Annotated in this window: 18 protein-coding genes; 11 read left to right on the forward strand and 7 right to left on the reverse strand. The window is 74.5% G+C overall.

What is annotated here, in order from left to right:
* The first annotated feature begins 57 nt into the window (after positions 1–57).
* The 5 genes from J5Y05_RS23605 to J5Y05_RS23625 all read left to right on the forward strand — a co-directional run bounded on the left by J5Y05_RS23605 (position 58) and on the right by J5Y05_RS23625 (position 5,007).
* Positions 58–660 (forward strand): TetR/AcrR family transcriptional regulator, encoded by a 603-nt coding sequence (locus J5Y05_RS23605; protein WP_210875060.1) that lies wholly within the window; start codon positions 58–60, stop codon positions 658–660.
* A gap of 133 nt (positions 661–793) precedes the next feature.
* Positions 794–3,070, forward strand: coding sequence for an MMPL family transporter (locus J5Y05_RS23610; protein ID WP_210875061.1), 2,277 nt, complete (start codon positions 794–796; stop codon positions 3,068–3,070).
* A 147-nt stretch (positions 3,071–3,217) separates the two neighbouring features.
* Entirely contained in the window at positions 3,218–3,721 is a 504-nt protein-coding gene (locus tag J5Y05_RS23615; RefSeq protein ID WP_210875062.1) for a YbaK/EbsC family protein, read from the forward strand.
* A complete protein-coding gene (locus tag J5Y05_RS23620; protein ID WP_210875063.1) occupies positions 3,718–4,563 on the forward strand; it encodes an EamA family transporter in 846 nt (281 codons plus the stop codon). The genes J5Y05_RS23615 and J5Y05_RS23620 overlap by 4 nt, the downstream gene beginning before the upstream one ends.
* Positions 4,564–4,731: 168 nt before the next feature.
* Entirely contained in the window at positions 4,732–5,007 is a 276-nt protein-coding gene (locus J5Y05_RS23625) for a DUF1876 domain-containing protein (RefSeq protein ID WP_210875064.1), read from the forward strand.
* A gap of 72 nt (positions 5,008–5,079) precedes the next feature.
* On the opposite strand, the gene J5Y05_RS23630 is transcribed toward J5Y05_RS23625, so the two are convergent.
* From J5Y05_RS23630 to J5Y05_RS23645, 4 genes are all read right to left on the reverse strand, one after another.
* Entirely contained in the window at positions 5,080–6,252 is a 1,173-nt protein-coding gene (locus J5Y05_RS23630) for a serine hydrolase domain-containing protein (protein WP_210875215.1), read from the reverse strand.
* Between the two features lie 75 nt (positions 6,253–6,327).
* Complete coding sequence (locus J5Y05_RS23635; protein WP_210875065.1) at positions 6,328–7,110, reverse strand: energy-coupling factor ABC transporter ATP-binding protein; 783 nt, start codon at positions 7,108–7,110, stop codon at positions 6,328–6,330.
* Positions 7,098–7,859, reverse strand: coding sequence for a cobalt ECF transporter T component CbiQ (gene cbiQ, locus J5Y05_RS23640; protein WP_210875066.1), 762 nt, complete (start codon positions 7,857–7,859; stop codon positions 7,098–7,100). Before cbiQ ends, J5Y05_RS23635 begins: the two co-directional genes overlap by 13 nt.
* 1 nt (position 7,860) lies before the next feature.
* Positions 7,861–8,913 carry an energy-coupling factor ABC transporter permease gene (locus J5Y05_RS23645; protein WP_210875067.1) on the reverse strand — a complete coding sequence of 351 codons (1,053 nt, stop codon included), beginning with the start codon at positions 8,911–8,913 and terminating at the stop codon, positions 7,861–7,863.
* A gap of 240 nt (positions 8,914–9,153) precedes the next feature.
* Between J5Y05_RS23645 and J5Y05_RS23650 the strand changes: the two genes are divergently transcribed.
* Positions 9,154–9,525, forward strand: coding sequence for an SsgA family sporulation/cell division regulator (locus tag J5Y05_RS23650; RefSeq protein WP_210875068.1), 372 nt, complete (start codon positions 9,154–9,156; stop codon positions 9,523–9,525).
* A gap of 34 nt (positions 9,526–9,559) precedes the next feature.
* Here J5Y05_RS23650 and J5Y05_RS23655 read toward each other — a convergent pair whose 3' ends face one another.
* The 3 genes from J5Y05_RS23655 to J5Y05_RS23665 form a co-directional block, all read right to left on the reverse strand.
* Positions 9,560–11,260, reverse strand: coding sequence for a penicillin-binding transpeptidase domain-containing protein (locus J5Y05_RS23655; RefSeq protein WP_210875069.1), 1,701 nt, complete (start codon positions 11,258–11,260; stop codon positions 9,560–9,562).
* A gap of 176 nt (positions 11,261–11,436) precedes the next feature.
* Positions 11,437–13,068, reverse strand: a complete 1,632-nt coding sequence (locus tag J5Y05_RS23660) for a penicillin-binding transpeptidase domain-containing protein (protein WP_210875070.1) — start codon at positions 13,066–13,068, stop codon at positions 11,437–11,439.
* Between the two features lie 142 nt (positions 13,069–13,210).
* The gene (locus J5Y05_RS23665) at positions 13,211–14,953 is read right to left on the reverse strand and encodes a dolichyl-phosphate-mannose--protein mannosyltransferase (RefSeq protein WP_210875071.1); all 1,743 of its coding nucleotides are present in this window, start codon (positions 14,951–14,953) and stop codon (positions 13,211–13,213) included.
* 95 nt (positions 14,954–15,048) lie between these two features.
* Between J5Y05_RS23665 and rsmI the strand changes: the two genes are divergently transcribed.
* The 5 genes from rsmI to J5Y05_RS23690 all read left to right on the forward strand — a co-directional run bounded on the left by rsmI (position 15,049) and on the right by J5Y05_RS23690 (position 19,389).
* Positions 15,049–15,897 (forward strand): 16S rRNA (cytidine(1402)-2'-O)-methyltransferase, encoded by an 849-nt coding sequence (gene rsmI, locus J5Y05_RS23670; RefSeq protein WP_210875072.1) that lies wholly within the window; start codon positions 15,049–15,051, stop codon positions 15,895–15,897.
* Between the two features lie 295 nt (positions 15,898–16,192).
* A complete protein-coding gene (locus J5Y05_RS23675) occupies positions 16,193–16,624 on the forward strand; it encodes a hypothetical protein (protein WP_210875073.1) in 432 nt (143 codons plus the stop codon).
* 35 nt (positions 16,625–16,659) lie between these two features.
* Positions 16,660–17,550: a TatD family hydrolase gene (locus J5Y05_RS23680; RefSeq protein ID WP_210875074.1), complete on the forward strand. Its 891-nt coding sequence runs from the start codon at positions 16,660–16,662 to the stop codon at positions 17,548–17,550.
* A 77-nt stretch (positions 17,551–17,627) separates the two neighbouring features.
* Positions 17,628–18,488 carry a 16S rRNA (adenine(1518)-N(6)/adenine(1519)-N(6))-dimethyltransferase RsmA gene (gene rsmA, locus J5Y05_RS23685; protein ID WP_210875075.1) on the forward strand — a complete coding sequence of 287 codons (861 nt, stop codon included), beginning with the start codon at positions 17,628–17,630 and terminating at the stop codon, positions 18,486–18,488.
* Between the two features lie 7 nt (positions 18,489–18,495).
* Positions 18,496–19,389, forward strand: a complete 894-nt coding sequence (locus J5Y05_RS23690; RefSeq protein ID WP_210875076.1) for a 4-(cytidine 5'-diphospho)-2-C-methyl-D-erythritol kinase — start codon at positions 18,496–18,498, stop codon at positions 19,387–19,389.
* Positions 19,390–19,476 lie beyond the last annotated feature (87 nt).

Consider the following 19,476-nt stretch of genomic DNA (forward strand, 5'->3'; position numbering starts at 1 on the left):
GTACGAAACGGTGTCGTTCCAGCGGAGCGAGCGACCGCCGAACGAGAGGAGAGCGAGATGGCCGGGGCCACCGCACCACGCCGCAGCCGGATCACTCCCGAACGCGAGGCCGAGCTGTACGGCGCCGTCCTCGACCTGCTCCGCGAAGTCGGCTACGACGCCCTCACCATGGACGCCGTCGCCGCCCGCACGCGCTCCAGCAAGGCCACGCTCTACCGCCAGTGGGGCGGCAAGGCCGAACTCGTGGTCAACGCCATCCGGCACGACAAGCCCGTCGAGATCGGCGACATCGACACCGGATCGCTCCGCGGCGACCTGCACGCCCTGACCTCCCGTGACGACGACTGCGTCATGGAGCAGAACTCCGCGCTGATGCGGGGTGTGGCCATGGCGCTCCACCAGAACCCGGACCTGCGCCAGGCATTCCGGGAACAGGTCGTCGAGCCGGAGATGACGGAGTTCCGGCGCGTGCTGGACCGGGCCGTCGAGCGCGGCGAGATCAGAGCGGACTGCCCCGCCCTGGACTTCCTCGTCCACATGATGGTCGGCGGGTTCGCCACCCGCACCCTGCTGGAGGACCAGCCGCCCACCCGGGCCTTCCTGTCCTCCTACATCGACGCCGTGATCCTCCCCGCCCTCGGCGTCCCCACCACCTCCTGACCCACCCCGTAGTACAAGCCCCCCACTGACGTCGCCTCGCCGAGCCCGCAGGGCACGGGAGGTATCCCCCAACGTCGTCGGGCTGATCACCCCTGCCCTGAAGACCCCACGACCTGACTGGGAGAACGTCCTCGTGGCCACGTTCCTCTACAAACTCGGCCGGTTCGCCTTTCGGCGACGGCATTTCGTCGCCCTCGTCTGGGTGGCGCTCCTGACCCTCGCCGGGGTCGGCGCCGCCCAGGCCCCACCCGCCGGCAACGGCTCCTTCTCCATCCCGGGCACCGAGGCGCAGCGCGCCTTCGACCTGCTGGAACAGCGCTTCCCCGGACAGAGCGCGGACGGGGCGACCGCCCGCGTCGTCTTCAAGGCGCCCGCGGACCAGAAGATGACCGACCCGGCCAACAAGGCCGTGGTCGAGAAGGCCGTCGGCGAACTGGCCGACGGCTCCGAGGTCGTCGCGGTCGCCGACCCGTACCAGTCCCAGGCCGTCAGCCAGGACGGCACCGTCGCCTACGCCTCGGTGCGCTACGACGCCCCCGGCATGGAACTCGACGACTCCAGCAAGGACGCCCTCCAGGAGGCCGCCCAGAGCGCCCGGAGCGCCGGACTCACCGTCGAGATCGGCGGCGACGCGCTCCAGGCGGTCCCGGCGACCGGCGCCACCGAGGTGATCGGCATCGCCGTCGCCGCGGTCGTCCTCGTCATCACCTTCGGCTCGCTCATCGCGGCCGGACTGCCGCTGCTCACCGCGCTGATCGGCGTCGGCATCGGCGTCTCGACGATCACCGCGCTCGCCAGTGTGCTGGAGCTGGGCTCCACCACCTCCATCCTGGCGATGATGATCGGCCTCGCGGTCGGCATCGACTACGCGCTCTTCATCGTCTCCCGCTACCGCGCCGAGCTGGCCGAGGGCCGCGAACGCGAGGACGCGGCCGGCCGGGCCGCCGGCACCGCGGGCTCCGCCGTGGTCTTCGCCGGACTCACCGTCGTCATCGCCCTGGTGGGCCTCGCGGTCGTCAACATCCCCATGCTGACCAAGATGGGTGTCGCCGCCGCCGGCACGGTCGCCATCGCGGTCCTCATCGCCCTCACCCTGATCCCTGCGCTGCTCGGCTACGCCGGCGGCAAGGTCAAGCCCGCCGGTGCCAAGAGCCGGCTGCTGGGCCGCCGCGGTGCCGGGAAGCCGGACGGGAAGACGCCGGGCGGGAAGACGCCGGAGGGCGGGACGCCGGGTGCGGACGCCGCACCCGCTCGCCCCAACCTGGGCACCCGCTGGGCCCGCTTCGTCATCCGCCGGCCCGTCGTCGTCCTGCTGGTGGGCGTCATCGGCCTCGGCGCCGCCGCGATCCCCGCCTCCTCGCTCGCCCTCGGCCTGCCCGACGACGGCGCCCAGCCGACCTCGACCACCCAGCGCCGGGCCTACGACCTGCTCTCGGAGGGCTTCGGCCCCGGCTTCAACGGTCCGCTGATGGTCGTCGTCGACGCCAAGGGCAGCAAGTCCCCGCAGGACGCCTTCACCAAGGTCGGCGACGAGATCAAGGGCCTCAAGGACGTCATGGCGGTGACCCCGGCCCAGCCCAACAAGGCCGGCGACACCGCGATGATCACCGTCATCCCGGACTCCAAGCCGTCCTCCACCGAGACCGAGGACCTGGTCCACGCCATCCGCGACGCGGGCACCTCCCTCAAGGCCGACTCCGGCGCCGAGGTGCTGGTCACCGGCTCGACCGCGATGAACATCGACGTCAGCGAGAAGCTCAACGACGCGCTCCTGCCCTACCTGGTGCTGGTGGTGGGCCTGGCCTTCCTGCTGCTGATCGTGGTCTTCCGCTCGATCCTCGTCCCGCTCAAGGCGGCGCTCGGCTTCCTCCTGTCCGTCCTGGCGGCGCTCGGCGCGGTCGTCGCGGTCTTCCAGTGGGGCTGGCTGTCCGGGCTGATGGGCGTCGAGGAGACCGGCCCCGTCATGTCGATGATGCCGATCTTCATGGTCGGCGTGGTCTTCGGACTCGCCATGGACTACGAGGTGTTCCTCGTGACCCGGATGCGTGAGGCCCACGTCCACGGCGAGTCGCCCGGCCAGGCCGTGGTCACCGGCTTCCAGCACGGCGCCCGGGTGGTCAGCGCGGCGGCGGTCATCATGATCGCGGTCTTCGCGGGCTTCATCGGCTCCAGCGAGTCCATGGTCAAGATGATCGGCTTCGGCCTCGCGGTCGCCGTCCTCTTCGACGCGTTCATCGTGCGCATGGCCATCGTCCCCGCGGTCCTCGCCCTGCTGGGCAAGCGGGCCTGGTGGCTGCCGAAGTGGCTGGACCGCGCGCTGCCCAACGTGGACGTCGAGGGCGAGGGGCTGCGCACCGCCGAGCCCGGTCCCGTCGGCCCGGACGGCGACCGGGAGCCGGCCCGCGTCTGACGCGCGCCACCGCCGCCGACGGCAGACCAGCCGGTGAGGGCCCCGTGGGGACGGGACGGCCCTCACCGGCTTCCCGTCTCCTCCCCACCGGGGCGCCCTGGCCAACTCGGTCGCCCGAGTCGCCCCCGCCCCGCTACCGTGCCGTCCATGACCACGACCGACGGCACCTCCCTCGCCCACCCCCGCTTCGCCGAGGCCCTGCGCACGCTCGGCCTCGGCGAGCTGGCCGGCCGGGCCCGCCGCTTCCCGGACTCCACCCGCACCGCCGCCGAGGCCGCCGCCGCGATCGGCTGCGAGCTGAGCCAGATCTGCAAGTCGCTGATCTTCGCCGCCGACGGTGTCCCGGTCCTGGTCCTCATGGACGGCGCCTCCCGCGTCGACCTGGACCGGGTCCGCGAGGAACTCGGCGCCGGGAAGGTCACCCGGGCCAAGGCCGACCTCGTACGGGAGACGACCGGGTACGCCATCGGCGGCGTGCCGCCCTTCGGCCACCGCAGCCGCACCCGGGTCCTCGCCGACCGCTCCCTGCTCGCGCACGACGTGGTCTGGGCCGCCGCCGGCGACCCGCACACGGTCTTCCCGATGGAGCCCAAGGAGCTGATCACCGCCGCCGGCGCCGCCCTCGTGGACGTGCGCGAGCGCACTTCGTGACCCCCGGCGTCACCGCAGCCGTCCTGCTGGCCGCCCTCACCCACGCCTGCTGGAACGCCATCGCGCACCGCATCCCCGACAAGCTGACCGGCTTCACGCTGATCTCGGGCGGGGGAGTGCTGATCGGGCTCGCCCTGCTCCCGTTCACGGCGTTGCCCCGGGCCGGCGCGTGGCCGTACCTGCTGGTCTCCGCGGGCATCCACCTCGCCTACTACGCGCTGCTCATGCGGTCCTTCCGGCTGGGCGACTTCGGGCAGGCGTACCCCCTCGCCCGCGGCACCGCGCCACTGCTGGTGACCCTGCTCGCCGCCGTCTTCGCCCACGAGGTGCCCGGCGGCTGGGCCGCCGCGGGCGTCGTGCTCTCCTGCGCGGGGCTGACCGGCGTCGCCCTGTGGGGGCTGCGCGGGCGCCGGCCCGACTGGGCGGCGATCGGCGCGGCGCTGGCGACCGGCGTGACCATCGCCGCGTACACCGTCGTCGACGGGCTGGGCGTCCGCGCCGCCGGCTCCTCCCTCGGCTACATCGCCTGGCTGATGGCGCTCCAGGGCACCGTCCTGCCGGTCTTCTTCCTGGTCCGGCACCGGGCCGCCGCCTGGCCGATGCTGCGGCCCAGCGCCGCCCTCGGCCTGCTCGGCGCGGTCCTGTCCGTCACCGCGTACGCCCTGGTGCTGTGGGCCCAGACCCGCGCCCCCCTCGCCCCGATCGCGGCCCTGCGCGAGTCGTCGATCCTGGCCGGCGCGGCGATCGGGGCGGTGTTCTTCCGGGAGCGGTTCGGCGGGCCCCGGATCGCGGCGGCCGGGCTGCTGGTCGTGGGGATCGGGCTGATGCTGCGCGCCGGGTGAGCCGGACGGGCGCGCGGTGCGCCGACCGGCACCGGCCCTCCCCGACCGGCACCCGCCCCCCACCGGCACCCGCCCCCGACCGGCACCCGCACGCCCCCGACCGGTGCGGGCTGCGCCGGGCGCTCGGGAGGCGCACCCTGGAAGGAGGTCTTCCGGAGGTGAACAGTCATGATGCACACGACGGTGGGATGGCACGTCGAGATGGAGTTCATGGAGGACGAACGGCACACCAGAGCCGTCGCCATGGTGCGCCTGCCCGACGGCACCGAGGTCCGTGGGCACGGGCACGCCAGCCGTCACCGGGTCGACAGCCACCAGCCGCGCGTCGGCGAGGAGGTCGCCGGGGCGCGGGCGCTGAACGAGTTGGCGATGCAGTTGCTCACCAAGGCGCACGGCGAGATCGACGAGGCGTCGGGGCGGATCTCCCACCCCATCCACGTCTGATCTCCCGCCTCGTCCCGGTTCGGGCAGGTCCCGGCGGGGCCGGTGTCCGCGAGGGGCGCCGGCCCGCCCCGTTCAGCCCGCGTCGAGCGCCGCCCGTACCGCCTTGACCAGGGCCTGTGCTCGCGGGTCCGCGGTGACGGTGCGGCGGAAGCCGTTGGTCACGTAGCCGAGGGCGATGCCCGACTCCGGGTCGGCGAAGCCGAGGGAGCCGCCCCTGCCGGGGTGGCCGAAGGAGCCCGGGGAGAGCATCGGCGACGCGCTGCCGTGCAGCATGTAGCCGAGGCCGAACCGGGTGTGGACGACGAGGGTCCGGTCGGCGCCCGCCGACTCCTCCGCACGCGCGAGCGCGAGTGTCTCCGCGTCGAAGAGCCGGACGCCGCCGACCTCGCCGATCAGGGCCGCGTAGAACCGGGCCAGTCCGTCGGCGGTGGCGATGCCGCCCGCGGCGGGCTGGACGGCGGCCCGGTAAGCCGGGTCGTTCGGATCGGGGGAGGGGGAGACGGCGGTGAAGGCCCGGCGGGTGAGCGACCCCGGGTCGCGGTGGGCCTCGGAGACGGAGCGCTTGGGGCGCAGCCGCAGTCCGCCGGAGGGCTCGGGTTCCTCGATGCGGCCGACGCGTCCGGCGCGGCCCGCCGCCTCCTCGGCGGGCGGCAGGCCCAGCCACAGCCCGGCGCCGAGGGGCCCGGCGATCTCGTCCGCGACCCACGCGCCCGTGTCCCGCCCGTCCGCCGCCCGGCGGACGAGTCCGTCCAGCAGCCAGCCGTAGGTCAGCGCGTGGTAGCCGTGATCGGTGCCCGGCTCCCACACGGGTGCCTGGGCGGCGACCGCCTCGATGCCCCGCAGCGGGTCCAGCGCCTCCGAGGGGGTGAGCGGGGTGTCGAGGACGGGGAGTCCGGCACGGTGGTTCAGCAGGTGCCGGACGAGGACGCGCTCCTTGCCGTGCGCCTTGAACCCGGGCCAGTAGGTGGCGACCGGGGCGTCCAGGTCGAGCACCCCGCGCCGGTGCAGCAGCAGCGGTACGGCCGCGGCGACGCCCTTCGTCGCCGAGCGGATGATCTGCGCGGTGCCCGGCTGCCACGGCTCGGTGCCGTCGACGTCCTTCGTGCCGCCCCACAGGTCGACGACCTTGCGCCCGTCCCGGTAGACGGCGACGGCCGCCCCGCGCTCCCCGAGGACGGCGAAGTTCCGGGCGAAGGCGTCCCGGACCCCCGCGAAACCCTCGTCCACCGTGCCCCGCACGTCCACTTCCACGTCCCCGTGTCCTTCCCGCCCGGCCGCCTGCGACAGAGGCAGCAACAACGCGGGCCGGCCGGCGATTCCTCAGGGGCGCGGGGCGACCGTCCGCGGATCGAAGCCGAAGGGCAGCTCCAGCCGGTGGGCGCGCATCAGCTCGCCGTCGCCCAGCAGCCCGGCGGTGGGACCGTCGGCGGCGATCACGCCGTCGGAGAGGATCAGTGACCGGGGGCACAGCTCCAGGGCGTAGGGCAGGTCGTGGGTGACCATGAGGACGGTGACGTCCAGGGAGCGCAGGATGTCGGCGAGTTCGCGGCGGGAGGCCGGGTCGAGGTTGGAGGAGGGCTCGTCCAGGACGAGGATCTCCGGCTCCATGGCGAGTACGGTCGCCACCGCCACCCGGCGCCGCTGGCCGAAGGAGAGGTGGTGCGGGGGCCGGTTCCCGGAGCCGGCCATGCCGACCAGGGCGAGCGCCCGCTCCACCCGCGCCTCCAGCTCCGCGCCCCGGAGCCCGGCCGCCGCCGGTCCGAAGGCCACGTCCTCGCGCACGGTGGGCATGAAGAGCTGGTCGTCGGGGTCCTGGAAGACGATGCCGACCCGGCGCCGGATCTCCGCCATGTTCCGTGCGCCGACGGGGAGTCCGGCGACCGTGACGGTGCCGGCGCCGGGGGTGAGGATGCCGTTGAGGTGGAGGACGAGGGTGGTCTTGCCGGCGCCGTTGGGGCCGAGCAGCGCGACCCGTTCGCCGCGCTCGACGCGGAAGTCGACGCCGAAGAGGGCCTGGTGCCCGTCGGGGTAGGCGAAGGCGAGGCCCGCGACCTTGAGGGAGGCGGGCACGGCGGTGGTCGCGGAGTCGGTCACAGGGTCCATCCCAGCAGACAGACCGCGAGGGCCGCGACGGGCAGGGCGAGGGCGCGGGACCACTGGGCGCGGGAGGCGGTCACCTCGTCGATCACCGGCAGGGAACCGGTGTAGCCGCGGCTGACCATGGCCAGGTGGACGCGTTCGCCGCGTTCGTAGGAGCGGATGAACAGGGCGCCCGCCGAGGCGGCGAGGACGCCCCAGTGCCGCACGCCCCGGGCCTCGAAGCCGCGCGAGGCACGGGCGATCCGCATCCGCCGCATCTCGTCGGTGATCAGATCGCCGTAGCGGATCATGAAGGTGGCGATCTGGACCAGCAGCGAGGGGAGCCGGAGCCGCTGCAGGCCGAGGAGGAGGTCGCGCAGCGGGGTGGTGGCGGCGAGCAGGACGGAGGCGGCGACGCCCAGGGTGCCCTTGGCGAGGACGTTCCAGGCGCCCCACAGCCCGCTCACGCTCAGGGAGAGGCCGAGCACCTCGGTCCGCGGGCCCTGCGCGACGAAGGGCATGAGCACCGCGAACGCGACGAACGGCACCTCGATCAGCAGCCGGCGCAGCAGGAAGCCGGGCGGGACGCGGGCGACGCCGGCGACCGCCGCGAGCAGGACCGCGTAGAGGCCGAAGGCCCACATCGCCTCGCGCGGGGTGGAGACCACGACGACCACGAAGGCGAGGACGGCGGCCAGTTTGGTGTGCGGCGGCAGGGTGTGCACACGGGAGGTCCCGGGCCGGTGGAGCCGGTGGGCGTGGCCCGCGCCCATGTCAGGCGTCCGGGGCGGTGGTGTCGGCGGGGGAGGTGCCGCCCCGCCGGCGCCGGTGCAGGACCCAGAAGACGGTGCTGCCGGCGACGACGGTGGCGCCCACGCCGATCACGCCCGCGAGGCCGCCGGAGACCCGGGCGTCGGTGACGTCCTTGACGCCGTAGTCGGCGAGCGGGGAGTCGGAGGCGGCGTGTTCGCGGGCCTTCTCGTCGATGCCCTCGTCGGAGGCGATCTTCTCCAGGCCGTCGGGGTGGGCGGAGGCGTAGAAGCTGACGAAACCGGCGAGGACCAGCGAGGTGACCAGGCCGGTGATCCACACGGCGCGGTGGGAGCGGGCGGCGGGGGCGGCCGGTTCCGGCTCGGGGGCGTCGACCGGTTCGCCGCCGACGCGCAGCCGCAGCGGGCGGCGCAGTCCCCGGGCGCCGTGGACCAGGTCGGGGCGGACGGCGATCACGGCGGCGACGGTCAGGGCGGTGATCACGGCCTCGCCGAGGCCGATCAGGACGTGCACGCCGACCATGGCGGTGGCGACCCGGCCGATGGCGATGTCGGTGGTGCCGCCGATCCAGTAGAGGAGGGTGAAGGCGACGGCGGCGGCCGGGACGGAGACCAGCGCGGCCACGAAGGAGGCGGCGGTGACCGACCGGCGTCCGCGCGGCAGCAGGAGCACCAGGCCGCGGAAGACGGCGTAGCCGGTGACGGTGGTGACGACCGCCATGTCGAGGATGTTCACGCCGAGCGCGCTCAGCCCGCCGTCGGCGAAGAGGACGCCCTGCATCAGCAGGACGACGGAGACACAGAGGACCCCGGTGTACGGGCCCACGAGGATCGCCGCGAGCGCGCCGCCGAGCAGGTGGCCGCTGGTGCCGGCGGCGACGGGGAAGTTGAGCATCTGGACCGCGAAGATGAACGCCGCGACCAGGCCCGCCAGGGGCGCGGTGCGTTCGTCCAGCTCACGGCGGGCGCCGCGCAGGCTGACCGCGACGGCGCCCGCCGCGACGACTGCGGTCACGGCGGACGTCGGGGCGTCGATGAATCCGTCGGGTACGTGCACCGTTCGATGATGAGGTTGTTGCGAACGCCTTGCAAGAGCGAGGAAGTCGTTTTTTCTGACCGGGGGCGGCGCGGGGAGCGGCGCGGTGGGGCGCGCGGTGAGGGAGTGGAATCGGTCACGATCCGCCCTCGCCCGAGCGGGAAGAGGTGTAGTCCGTGCGATTCGGGACATTGGGGAAGGTGAACGGGTGCGAGGCGGCACGCGGCCTGCGCACCGTGGCACAGGGTGAAGGGCGATCCGATGTCCGCGGTCGAACAGTACGTACGAGCCCGTATCGTCACGGAAGCGGACGTCGCCCCCGACGCGACCGGTGACGGAGCCCTGCCGGTCCTGCTCCGCTACGACCCCGCCGCCGATCCCGGCACGGTGCGGGTCGCGCTGCCCCAGGACACCGGCCCGCGCGAGTGGGCCTTCCCCCGGGAGCTGCTGGAACGCGGGCTGCGGGCGCCGGCCGGCACAGGTGACGTACGGGTCTGGCCGTGCGGGCGGGTGCAGACGGTCATCGAGTTCCACGCGGGCGACGCCTGCTCCGTGGTCCAGTTCGAGAACCGGGCGCTCACCCGCTTCCTGCGCCGCACCCACCGCGCGGCGGCCGAACCGGTGGCCCACTGAGCCACCGGTCCCGCTGCCGCGCACCGGGGTCCGGTCAGCCGGCCGCCTTCAGCAGGGCCGCCACTATCGGCCCGGCCGTCTCGCCGCCGTGCCCGCCCTGCTGGACCACGCCGGCCGCCGCCAGGTCGTTCCGGTAGGCGGTGAACCAGCCGTTGGGCTTCTCCTGGTTGTCGACCTCGGCCGAGCCGGTCTTCGCGCCGACGTCACCGCCGACCCCGGCCATCGCCTGCGCCGCCGTGCCGTAGGCCGCCGTGTACGCCATCATCTCGCGCAGTTGCGCCAGCGTCTCCGGGGCCAGGGTGCGCGAGGCCGTGGCCAGGGTGCGCCCGTCCACCGACGGGGCGACCAGGTACGGCTGGTGGAAGGTGCCCGACTTCACCGTCGCCGCCACGGACGCCATGTTCAGCGGGCTCATGCGCACCCCGCCCTGCCCGATCAGCGAGGCCGCCATCGGCGCCGCCGTCTGCACCGGCACCGCGCCGTCGAAGGACGGCACGCCGACCGCCCAGTCGTCGCGTCCCAGGCCGAAGACCTGCTGGGCCTGCTTGGTCAGGTCGTCGTCCTTCAGCTTCGGCGCCCGGCCGATGAAGGCGGTGTTGCAGGAGCGGGCGAAGCTCGCCTTGAAGGTGCCGTCCTTGATCTCGAACTTCTTGTCGTTCTGGAACTTCCAGCCGCCGTAGCTGAAGTACTTCGGGCACGGGTGCTTCTCGTCCATCGAGGCCAGGTTCTTCTCGATGAGCAGCGAGGCGGTGACGACCTTCATCGTGGAGCCCGGGGCGAGCGAGCCCTGGAAGGCGGTGTTGAAGCCGTGCCCGCCGTTGGCGACCGCCAGGATCTCGCCCGTCGAGGCGCGCATCAGCACCACCGACGCCCGCTTCTTTCCGGCCACCTCCTTCTCCGCGGCGGCCTGCAGTGCCGGGTCCAGGGTGGTGCGGACGGTGCCCGGGGTGCCCTTGCTCAGCTCCAGCACGGTCGTGTCCGGGGCGTCGTCCGGGGCGGACTTGGTCGTGGGCTTGTCGTCGTCCCCGGCCGGCTTGCCGCGCACGACACGCAGTTCGATCCCGGCGGTGCCGCCGGCCTGCTTGCCGTACTTCTCGCGCAGGGCGTCCAGGACGGTGCCGAGCGAGGGGTAGGTGCGCGCGGACAGCTCCCCGCCGTCGCGGTCCAGGGCGGTGACCGGCGGGGTGCCGGCCTCGCCGGTCACCAGCCGGTCGCCCTCCTTCAGCTCGGGGTGGACCACCGCCGGCTGCCAGCCGACCCGCGGTTCCCCGTCACCGTCGCGCCGCACGACGGTGAGCGCGCTCTCGTACGCCAGCGGCTTGGACGTCCCCTCGTACGTCACCGTCGCCCGCACGGAGAACGGCACCTTGTCGCCGTCCGGGGTGCCCGGGGTGAGGGTGACGTCCGCGATACGGGCGTCCTTGGCGTAGCCGGTGAGCTGGGCCTTCGCCGCCTCGGCGTCGTCGGTGGCGGCGGCGGCCCCGGCCACGTCGCCGCCCTGCCAGGCCGTCAGGAACCGCTCGGCGGTGGTGGTGACCTCCGCCGCGGACAGCGGGCCGCTCTTCACCTTCTCCCCGGCCGCCGTCGACGCGGGCCGGGAGCCGTCCTCGGCGGCGCCCCCGCCCCACAGCGCGTACGCGCCGATCCCGGCGCCGCCCACGACCACCGCGACCACGCCGCCGATGACGGCGGGTCTCGTCTTCCGCCGTTCGACGGCGGCCCTTCTGCTGCCCACTGACGTTCCGTTCCTCCACCCGCCCGGTGCCCCTGCGGCCCGGGGTGCCTCGTCGCCCGCACACCCACGACGGACGACCACCTTAGGGTCCCGCACCCGGCGGCCTGCTCCGGACCGGGGGCGCCGAGGCGGTCCGGCCTCCCGCGCGGCGCCGCCGGGTGTCCGGACCGGGCCGGTCAGCCGGCCGCGCGCAGGACGTCCGCCACGATCGGGCCGGCCGCGTCACCGCCGTGGCCGCCCGACTCGGCCATGGCCGCCGCCGCGACGTCGTCGCGGAAACCGGTGAACCAACTGTTCGACACCGACTGGCCGTCGACCTCGGCGGAGCCCGTCTTGGCGCCGATGTCGCCGCTCAGCCCGGCCATGGCCGGCCGGCCCGTGCCCTGGGTGGCCGTCAGCCGCATCATCTGCCGGAGCTGCGCGGCCGTCCCCGGCGGCAGGCCCTTGGCGGTGGCCAGGTGACGGTCGTCCAGCTCGGGCGCGACCAGGTAGGGCTGGTGGAAGGCGCCGGTCATCGCGGTCGCCGTCACCGAGGCCATGGTGAGCGGGTTCATCTGCACCTGGCCCTGGCCGATGGCGTTGGCCGCCCGGTCGGGCCCCGTGGAGGCGGGGACGTTGCCGTCGAAGGAACTGATGCCGGTCTTCCAGTCGTCGCGGCCCAGCCCGAACCGCTCCTGGGCCTCCGCCGTCAGCGAGGCGTCCGTCAGCGGCTCTTCGTCGACGAGCTTGATGAAGGCGGTGTTGCAGGAGCGCAGGAAGCTGCCGGCCAGGGTGGCGCCCGGGTCCGGCGGCATGCCGGTGAGGTTCTTGAAGGTCTGGCTCTGCCAGGTGGCGGTGTCGGGGCAGGGCGCCGGGCCGTTCATCGAGGCCACGCCGTTGTCGATGAGCATCGCCGCCGTGACGATCTTCATGGTGGAGCCGGGGGCCGCGGCGCCCTCGAAGGCCGCGTTGAAGCCGTCCTCGCGGTTGTTGGCGAGGGCCAGCACCTCGCCGGTGCTCGGCTTGACGGCGACCACCGAGGACTCGCCGTGGCGCTTGACCGCCTCCTCGGCCGCCGCCTGAGCCGTCGCGCTGATCGTCGTGCGCAGCTCGCCCGCCTTGCCGTCGGCCAGGGTCAGCAGCGGGGTGTCGGGCACTATGCCCTCGTGCCGGATCACCAGCTCGACGCCGGGGGTGCCGCCCGCCTTGTCGCCGTACCGCTCGCGCAGCGTCTCCAGGACGGGGCCGAGGGAGGGGTACGTGCGCGCGCTCAGGACGGTGCCGTCGCGGCCGAGCGCCTTGACCGGCGGGGTCGTCGACGTTTCGGTGACCAGGGTGTCGCCCGCCTCCAGGTCGGGGTGGACGACGGAGGGCTGCCAGTCGACCAGGGGCCGTCCGCTGTTCTCCCCGCGCACCACGGTCAGCTTGCTCTCGTACGACAACGGCTTCGAGGCGCCCTCGTGGGAGACCGTGGCCCGCACGGTGAACGGCACGCTGACCCCGCTCACGCTGACCTCGCCGGGCGTGATCGAGACGTCGGAGATGTGGGCGTCCTCGCCGTAGGCGGTCAGCAGGGCCTGGGCGTCCTCGGCGTTGTCGGTGTAGCCGGCGGCCCCCGCCGCGTCGCCCTTCGCCCAGGCCGCGAGGAACCTCTCCGCCGTCTCCCGTACCTCGTCCGTGCTCGGCGGACCCGACTTCACGGACGCCGCCTCCTGCGTGTCCGTGCCCCCGTCCAGCGCCGACACGATGTTGTAGGCGCCGTACACGGCACCGCCCACCATCGCGGTGAACACGCCGCCTATGACGGCGGCCTTCACCCCCCTGCCCATCGGCAGTCCCCTCCCCGTCGGGCCCCCGAACGCTTTCTTGAACGCGTTCAGAAAGCCGTGTGCCTCCACACTCTATGCGCGCCGGGCGAGCCGTGGCAGGGACGTTTCCGGATGGTGGCCGAAAGGAGATCGGCCACCGCCCTCACACCCAGGTATCGAGCCACATCCGCGCCCGCCAGGAGTCGATGGGGATGGCGGTGCCGGTGTAGAGGGGCCAGAAGTAGACGAAGTTCCAGGCGATCAGGAGGACCAGGACGCCCGCGCCGGTCGCCCCCGCGGCCCGGCGGGTGTCGCCGCACCCCGGCCGGCCCACGATCGCCCCCAGCAGCATCGCCACCGCCAGGCACAGGAACGGCAGGAAGACCACGGCGTAGAAGAGGAAGATCGTGCGCTCCTGGTACAGGAACCAGGGCAGGTAGCCGGCGGCCAGACCGCAGGCGATGGCGCCCGCCCGCCAGTCGCGGCGGAAGGCCCACCGCCACAGGACGTACAGCAGGGCGAAGCACCCCACCCACCACAGCAGGGGCGTGCCGATCGCCAGCACCTCGCGGGCGCACTTCTCGCCCGCGTCGAGCGGGCAGCCGTCGGTGCCGGGCGCCGGGGACTCGTAGAAGTAGGAGACGGGACGGCCCAGGACCGGCCAGCTCCACGGGTTCGACTGGTAGGTGTGCGGCGAGGTCAGGTTGGTGTGGAACTCGAAGACCTGCGTCTCGTAGTGCCACAGGCTGCGCCACCAGTCCGGGAAGAGCCGGCTCCACGCGCTGCCCCGGCCGTCCGTCGCCGCCCAGTCGCGGTAGTAGCCGCCGGTGCCGTCGGCGGGGGAGAGAATCCAGCCCAGCCACGACAGCACGTACGTGCCGACCGCCACCGGCACCGTCGACAGGAACGCCCAGCCCAGGTCGTACCGGACCACCGCCAGATGCGGCCGGCGGGCCCCGGCCACCCGGCGCGTGCCCACGTCCCACAGCACCGCCATCACGCAGAAGGCGGCCAGGATGTAGAGGCCGTTCCACTTGGTGCCGATGGCCAGGCCCAGCATCAGCCCCGCCGCCCACCGCCAGGGGCGCGGCCCGAGCCGGGTCGTCTCGGCGATCCGCGCGTCCGGACGGCCCCGCCCGTCGGCGTCCACCGGCAGCGCGGCGGCGAGCCGGGCGCGGGCCCGGTCCCGGTCGACGACCAGGCAGCCGAAGGCGGCCAGCACGAAGAACATCAGCACGCTGTCCAGCAGCGCGGTGCGGCTCATCACGTAGTGCAGGCCGTCCACGGCCATCAGCGCGCCCGCCAGGCAGCCGAGGAAGGTGGAGCGGAACAGCCGCCGCCCGATCCGGCAGAGCAGCAGCACCGAGACCGTGCCGAGCAGCGCCGTCATGAACCGCCAACCGAACGGGTCGAAGCCGAACATCAGCTCGCCGAGCCCGATCACGTACTTGCCGACCGGCGGGTGCACGACGTACGCCGCGTCCGCCGGGATGGGGACGTGGCCGCCGGAGTTCAGGATCAGGTCGTTGGCGTTCTTGTCCCAGTTGACCTCGAAACCGCGGTGGATCAGCGCCCAGGCGTCCTTGGCGTAGTACGTCTCGTCGAATATCACCGCCTTGGGGCTGCCCAGGTTCCAGAACCGCAGCAGGCCCGCCACCAGCGTCACCAGCAGCGGACCGCCCCACGCCGACCAGCGCGTGATCCGGCCGGCCGCGCCCTCGGACAGGCCGAGGAAGGCCCACAGCCGCGGTCCCGGCCGGGTGAACGGAGGCACCAGCCGGTCCCTCACGTCCTCCGTGGCCACCGGGGTGTGGCCGAAGGAGCGCAGCCGTTGCTGCCAGGTGGACGGCTCGTCGTGCGGGGCCTGGTCCTGGCGGGTGTCCGTGGCGGACGCGGTACTGGTCACCGCGCCATCGTAGGGAACCCGTCCCCGCGCGTCCCGCGCATGGCCCCGACCGGGCGGTTGCGCCCCCGTCCGCGCGCCCCTGGGAGGATGGGGGCGTGACTGGAACCCTTGTACTGGCGGGCACCCCCATCGGCGACGTCCGGGACGCCCCGCCCCGGCTCGCCGAGGAGCTGGCCGGCGCCGACGTCGTCGCCGCCGAGGACACCCGGCGGCTGCGCCGGCTCACCCAGGCGCTCGGCGTCACACCCCGCGGGCGCGTCGTCTCGTACTTCGAGGGCAACGAGTCCGCCCGCACCCCGGAACTGGTCGAGGAGCTGGCCGGCGGGGCCCGGGTGCTGCTGGTCACGGACGCGGGGATGCCGTCGGTCTCCGACCCGGGGTACCGGCTGGTCGCCGCCGCGGTCGAGCGGGACGTACGGGTCACCGCCGTGCCCGGCCCCTCCGCCGTGCTCACCGCGCTCGCCCTCTCCGGGCTGCCGGTCGACCGGTTCTGCTTCGAGGGGTTCCTGCCGCGCAAGGCCGGCGAACGGCTCGGCCGGCTCCGCGAGGTCGCCGGCGAGCGGCGCACCCTCGTCTACTTCGAGGCCCCGCACCGGCTCGACGACACCCTCGCCGCGATGGCCGAGGTCTTCGGCGGCGGGCGCCGCGCCGCCGTCTGCCGGGAACTGACCAAGACGTACGAGGAGGTCCGGCGCGGCCCCCTCACCGAGCTGGCCGGCTGGGCCGCCGAGGGGGTGCGCGGCGAGATCACCGTGGTCGTGGAGGGGGCGCCGGAGCAGGACCCCGGCGAGATCGGCGCCGAGGAGCTGGTGCGCCGGGTGCGGGTGCGCGAGGAGGCCGGGGAGCGCCGCAAGGAGGCCATCGCCGCGGTCGCCGCCGAGCTGGGGGTGCCCAAGCGGGACGTGTTCGACGCGGTGGTGGCGGCCAAGCACGCCGGGGGCTGAGGGGGGCCGGTGCCGGGGCCGGTCGTGGGCCCCGTACGCGCGGGGCCGCCGGCCCGGTGTCAAGGGAGTCTCCCGGGCTGCCCAAGGGAGTCCCCGGAGCGCGCCAAGGGAGCCTCCGGGCCGGGACAAGGATGCGTTAAAACCGTGCCCGATGCCCTCCGGAAGGGTGCGTCCGGGCCCGCCGAGGCGTCCACTGGATGAGGGGCGACCGACGCGATGTACGCGATGTACGCGACGTACGCGACGGACACAGCCCCTCAGGTCCACAGGGTCCAGCGGAGAGCGGGAGCCGGATATGACAGCAGGAACCGGCAGGAGCGACGGCACCGGACGTCCCGGAGCGCGCGCGGGCACCACCGCCGTCGTCCGGGAGTCGTACTCCTTCGTGTGCATGCGCTGCGGCAACGGCTGGGAGCAGTCCTACGACATCGAGCACCACCGCGCCGCGGACGACCGCGTGCTCGTGTTCTGGGTCGCCGACGGGCACGTCGTGCCCTCGCCGCTCAGCCGCCCCACGTGCTCCGTCTGCGGCGGCCACGTGGTGCGGATCATGCGGCCGGGACGGGTCGCCTCGGTGCGCGGCGCCGGGCCCACGGCCCACCGGGTGCCCCCGGCCGGCCCGCTCCAGGTGCCCCGGGTGCCGGGGACGACGGCGGCGGGCGTACACCGCGCCCACCACCTGCTGCGCCTCCTCCAGGCCCTCCACCTGGCCCGCAGGGCGGGCTGAGCGAAGGCGGCCCGCGCCTTCCGTAGGATCGGGGCATGCCTTTGAACAGCCAGGGCGGCCCCGGACGGGACGACGCCCCGCCGCTCCCCGCGCCCCTGCGGGTGCCGGTCGCCGACTCCCACACCCACCTCGACATGCAGGCGGGCACCGTGGCCGAGGCGCTGGAGCGGGCCGCCTCGGTCGGGGTGACCACGGTCGTGCAGGTCGGCTGCGACCTCGCCGGCTCGCGCTGGGCCGCCGAGACCGCCGCCGAGTACGACGCCGTCCACGCCACCGTCGCCCTGCACCCCAACGAGGCCCCGCGCATCGTGCACGGCGACCCCGACGGCTGGTCGCGCCAGGGCGCGCGGGAACCGGGCGGGGACGCCGCGCTCGACGAGGCCCTCGCCGAGATCGACCGGCTGGCCGCGCTGGACCAGGTCAAGGGCGTCGGTGAGACCGGCCTCGACCACTTCCGCACCGGCCCGGAGGGCAAGGACGCCCAGGAGCGCTCCTTCCGCGCCCACATCGAGATCGCCAAGCGGCACGGCAAGACCCTGGTCATCCACGACCGCGACGCCCACGAGGACGTGCTGCGCGTCCTCAAGGAGGAGGGCGCCCCCGAGCGGACCGTCTTCCACTGCTACTCCGGCGACGCGGAGATGGCCCGCGTCTGCGCCCGCGCCGGCTACTACCTGTCCTTCGCCGGCAACGTCACCTTCAAGAACGCCCGGAACCTGCGCGACGCCCTCGCGGTGGCCCCGACGGAGCTGGTCCTGGTGGAGACGGACGCGCCCTTCCTCACCCCGGCGCCCTACCGGGGGCGGCCCAACGCCCCCTACCTGATCCCGGTGACGGTGCGGGCGATGGCCGCCGTGCGCGGCGTCGACGAGGACACCCTCGCCGCCGCCCTCGCCGCCAACACGGCCCGCGCCTTCGGGTACTGAGCCCGCTCGGGCTCCGGCGTCCGGGGCCCCGCCCCGTGGCGTCCGGCCGCGCCCGGGGCCCCCGCTACCCTTGCGGGGTGAGCAGCCCCACCCATGACGCCCTGCTGGGCCCCGCCGACATCCGCGAACTCGCGGCGGCCCTCGGCGTACGCCCCACCAAGCAGCGCGGTCAGAACTTCGTGATCGACGCGAACACGGTCCGCCGTATCGTCCGCACCGCCGAGGTGCGCCCCGACGACGTGGTGGTCGAGGTGGGACCGGGTCTCGGCTCGCTCACCCTGGGCCTGCTGGAGGCGGCCGACCGGGTCATCGCCGTCGAGATCGACGACGTCCTCGCCGCCGCCCTGCCCGCCACCGTCGCCGCCCGCCTGCCGGAGCGCGCCGGGCGTTTCGCGCTGGTCCACTCCGACGCGATGCACGTCGGGGAGCTGCCCGGCCCCGCCCCCACCGCGCTCGTGGCGAACCTGCCGTACAACGTGGCCGTGCCCGTGCTGCTGCACATGCTCGACACCTTCCCGACCATCGAGCGCACCCTCGTCATGGTCCAGGCCGAGGTCGCCGACCGGCTGGCCGCGGGCCCCGGCTCCAAGGTGTACGGCGTCCCCTCGGTGAAGGCCAACTGGTACGCCGAGGTCCGCCGGGCCGGCGCCATCGGCCGCACCGTCTTCTGGCCCGCGCCGAACGTCGACAGCGGACTGGTCTCCCTGGTCCGCCGCACCGAGCCGGTCGACACCACCGCCACCAAGGCCGAGGTGTTCGCCGTCGTCGACGCCGCCTTCGCCCAGCGCCGCAAGACGCTGCGGGCCGCCCTGGCCGGCTGGGCCGGGTCGGCCGCCGCCGCCGAGGCCGCCCTCGTCGCCGCCGGGGTGTCGCCGCGGGCGCGCGGGGAGTCGCTGACCGTGGAAGAGTTCGCGCGTATCGCCGAACACAAGGAGTGACGATCACGTGAGCGTGACGGTCCGCGTCCCCGCCAAAGTCAACGTCCAGCTCGCGGTGGGCCAAGCCCGCGCCGACGGCTACCACGACCTGGCCAACGTCTTCCTCGCCGTCTCCCTGTACGACGAGGTCACCGCGACCCCCGCCGACGGACTCCGCGTCACCTGCGAGGGCGCCGACGCCGGCCAGGTCCCCCTGGACGGCACCAACCTCGCCGCCCGCGCCGCCACGGCCCTCGCCGAGCGGTACGGCCGCGACCCCGCCGTGCACCTGCACATCGCCAAGGACATCCCGGTCGCCGGCGGCATGGCCGGCGGCAGCGCCGACGCCGCGGGCGCCCTGCTCGCCTGCGACGCCCTGTGGGGCACCGGCGCCTCCCGCGCGGAACTGCTGGAACTCTGCGCGGAGCTGGGCAGCGACGTGCCCTTCGGCCTGGTCGGCGGCGCGGCGCTCGGCACCGGGCGCGGTGAGCGGCTGGTGGAGCTGGCGGTCGGCGGCGAGTTCCACTGGGTCTTCGCCCAGGCCGGACGCGGGCTGTCGACCCCCGCCGTCTACCGCGAGTTCGACAGGCTGGCCGAGGGCCGCGAGATCCCCGAGCCGGCCGCCGCGCAGCCCGTGCTCGACGCCCTGGCCAAGGGGGACCCCGACGCGCTCGCCGTCGCCCTCGCCAACGACCTCCAGCCGGCCGCCCTCTCGCTCTGCCCCGAGCTGTCCGACACCCTCGCCGCGGGCCGCGCCGCCGGCGCCCTCGCCGCGCTGGTCTCCGGCTCCGGGCCCACCACGGCCTTCCTCGCCGCCGACGCCCGCTCGGCCGCCGAGGTGGCGGCGGTGCTGCGCGCCTCCGGCACCTGCCGCGAGGCCCGCACCGCCTCGGGCCCGGCGCCCGGCGCGACGGTGCTCTGAGCCGCGGGCCGCGCCGCCGGGTGCCCCGGGCCGTCGCGGGACCGGGGGCGGCCGGTGCCGAGGACCCGCGTCGGCCGGTCCGCCGGA

It is taken from the genome of Streptomyces tagetis, assembly GCF_018069565.1.
Classification (GTDB): Bacteria; Actinomycetota; Actinomycetes; order Streptomycetales; family Streptomycetaceae; genus Streptomyces; species Streptomyces tagetis.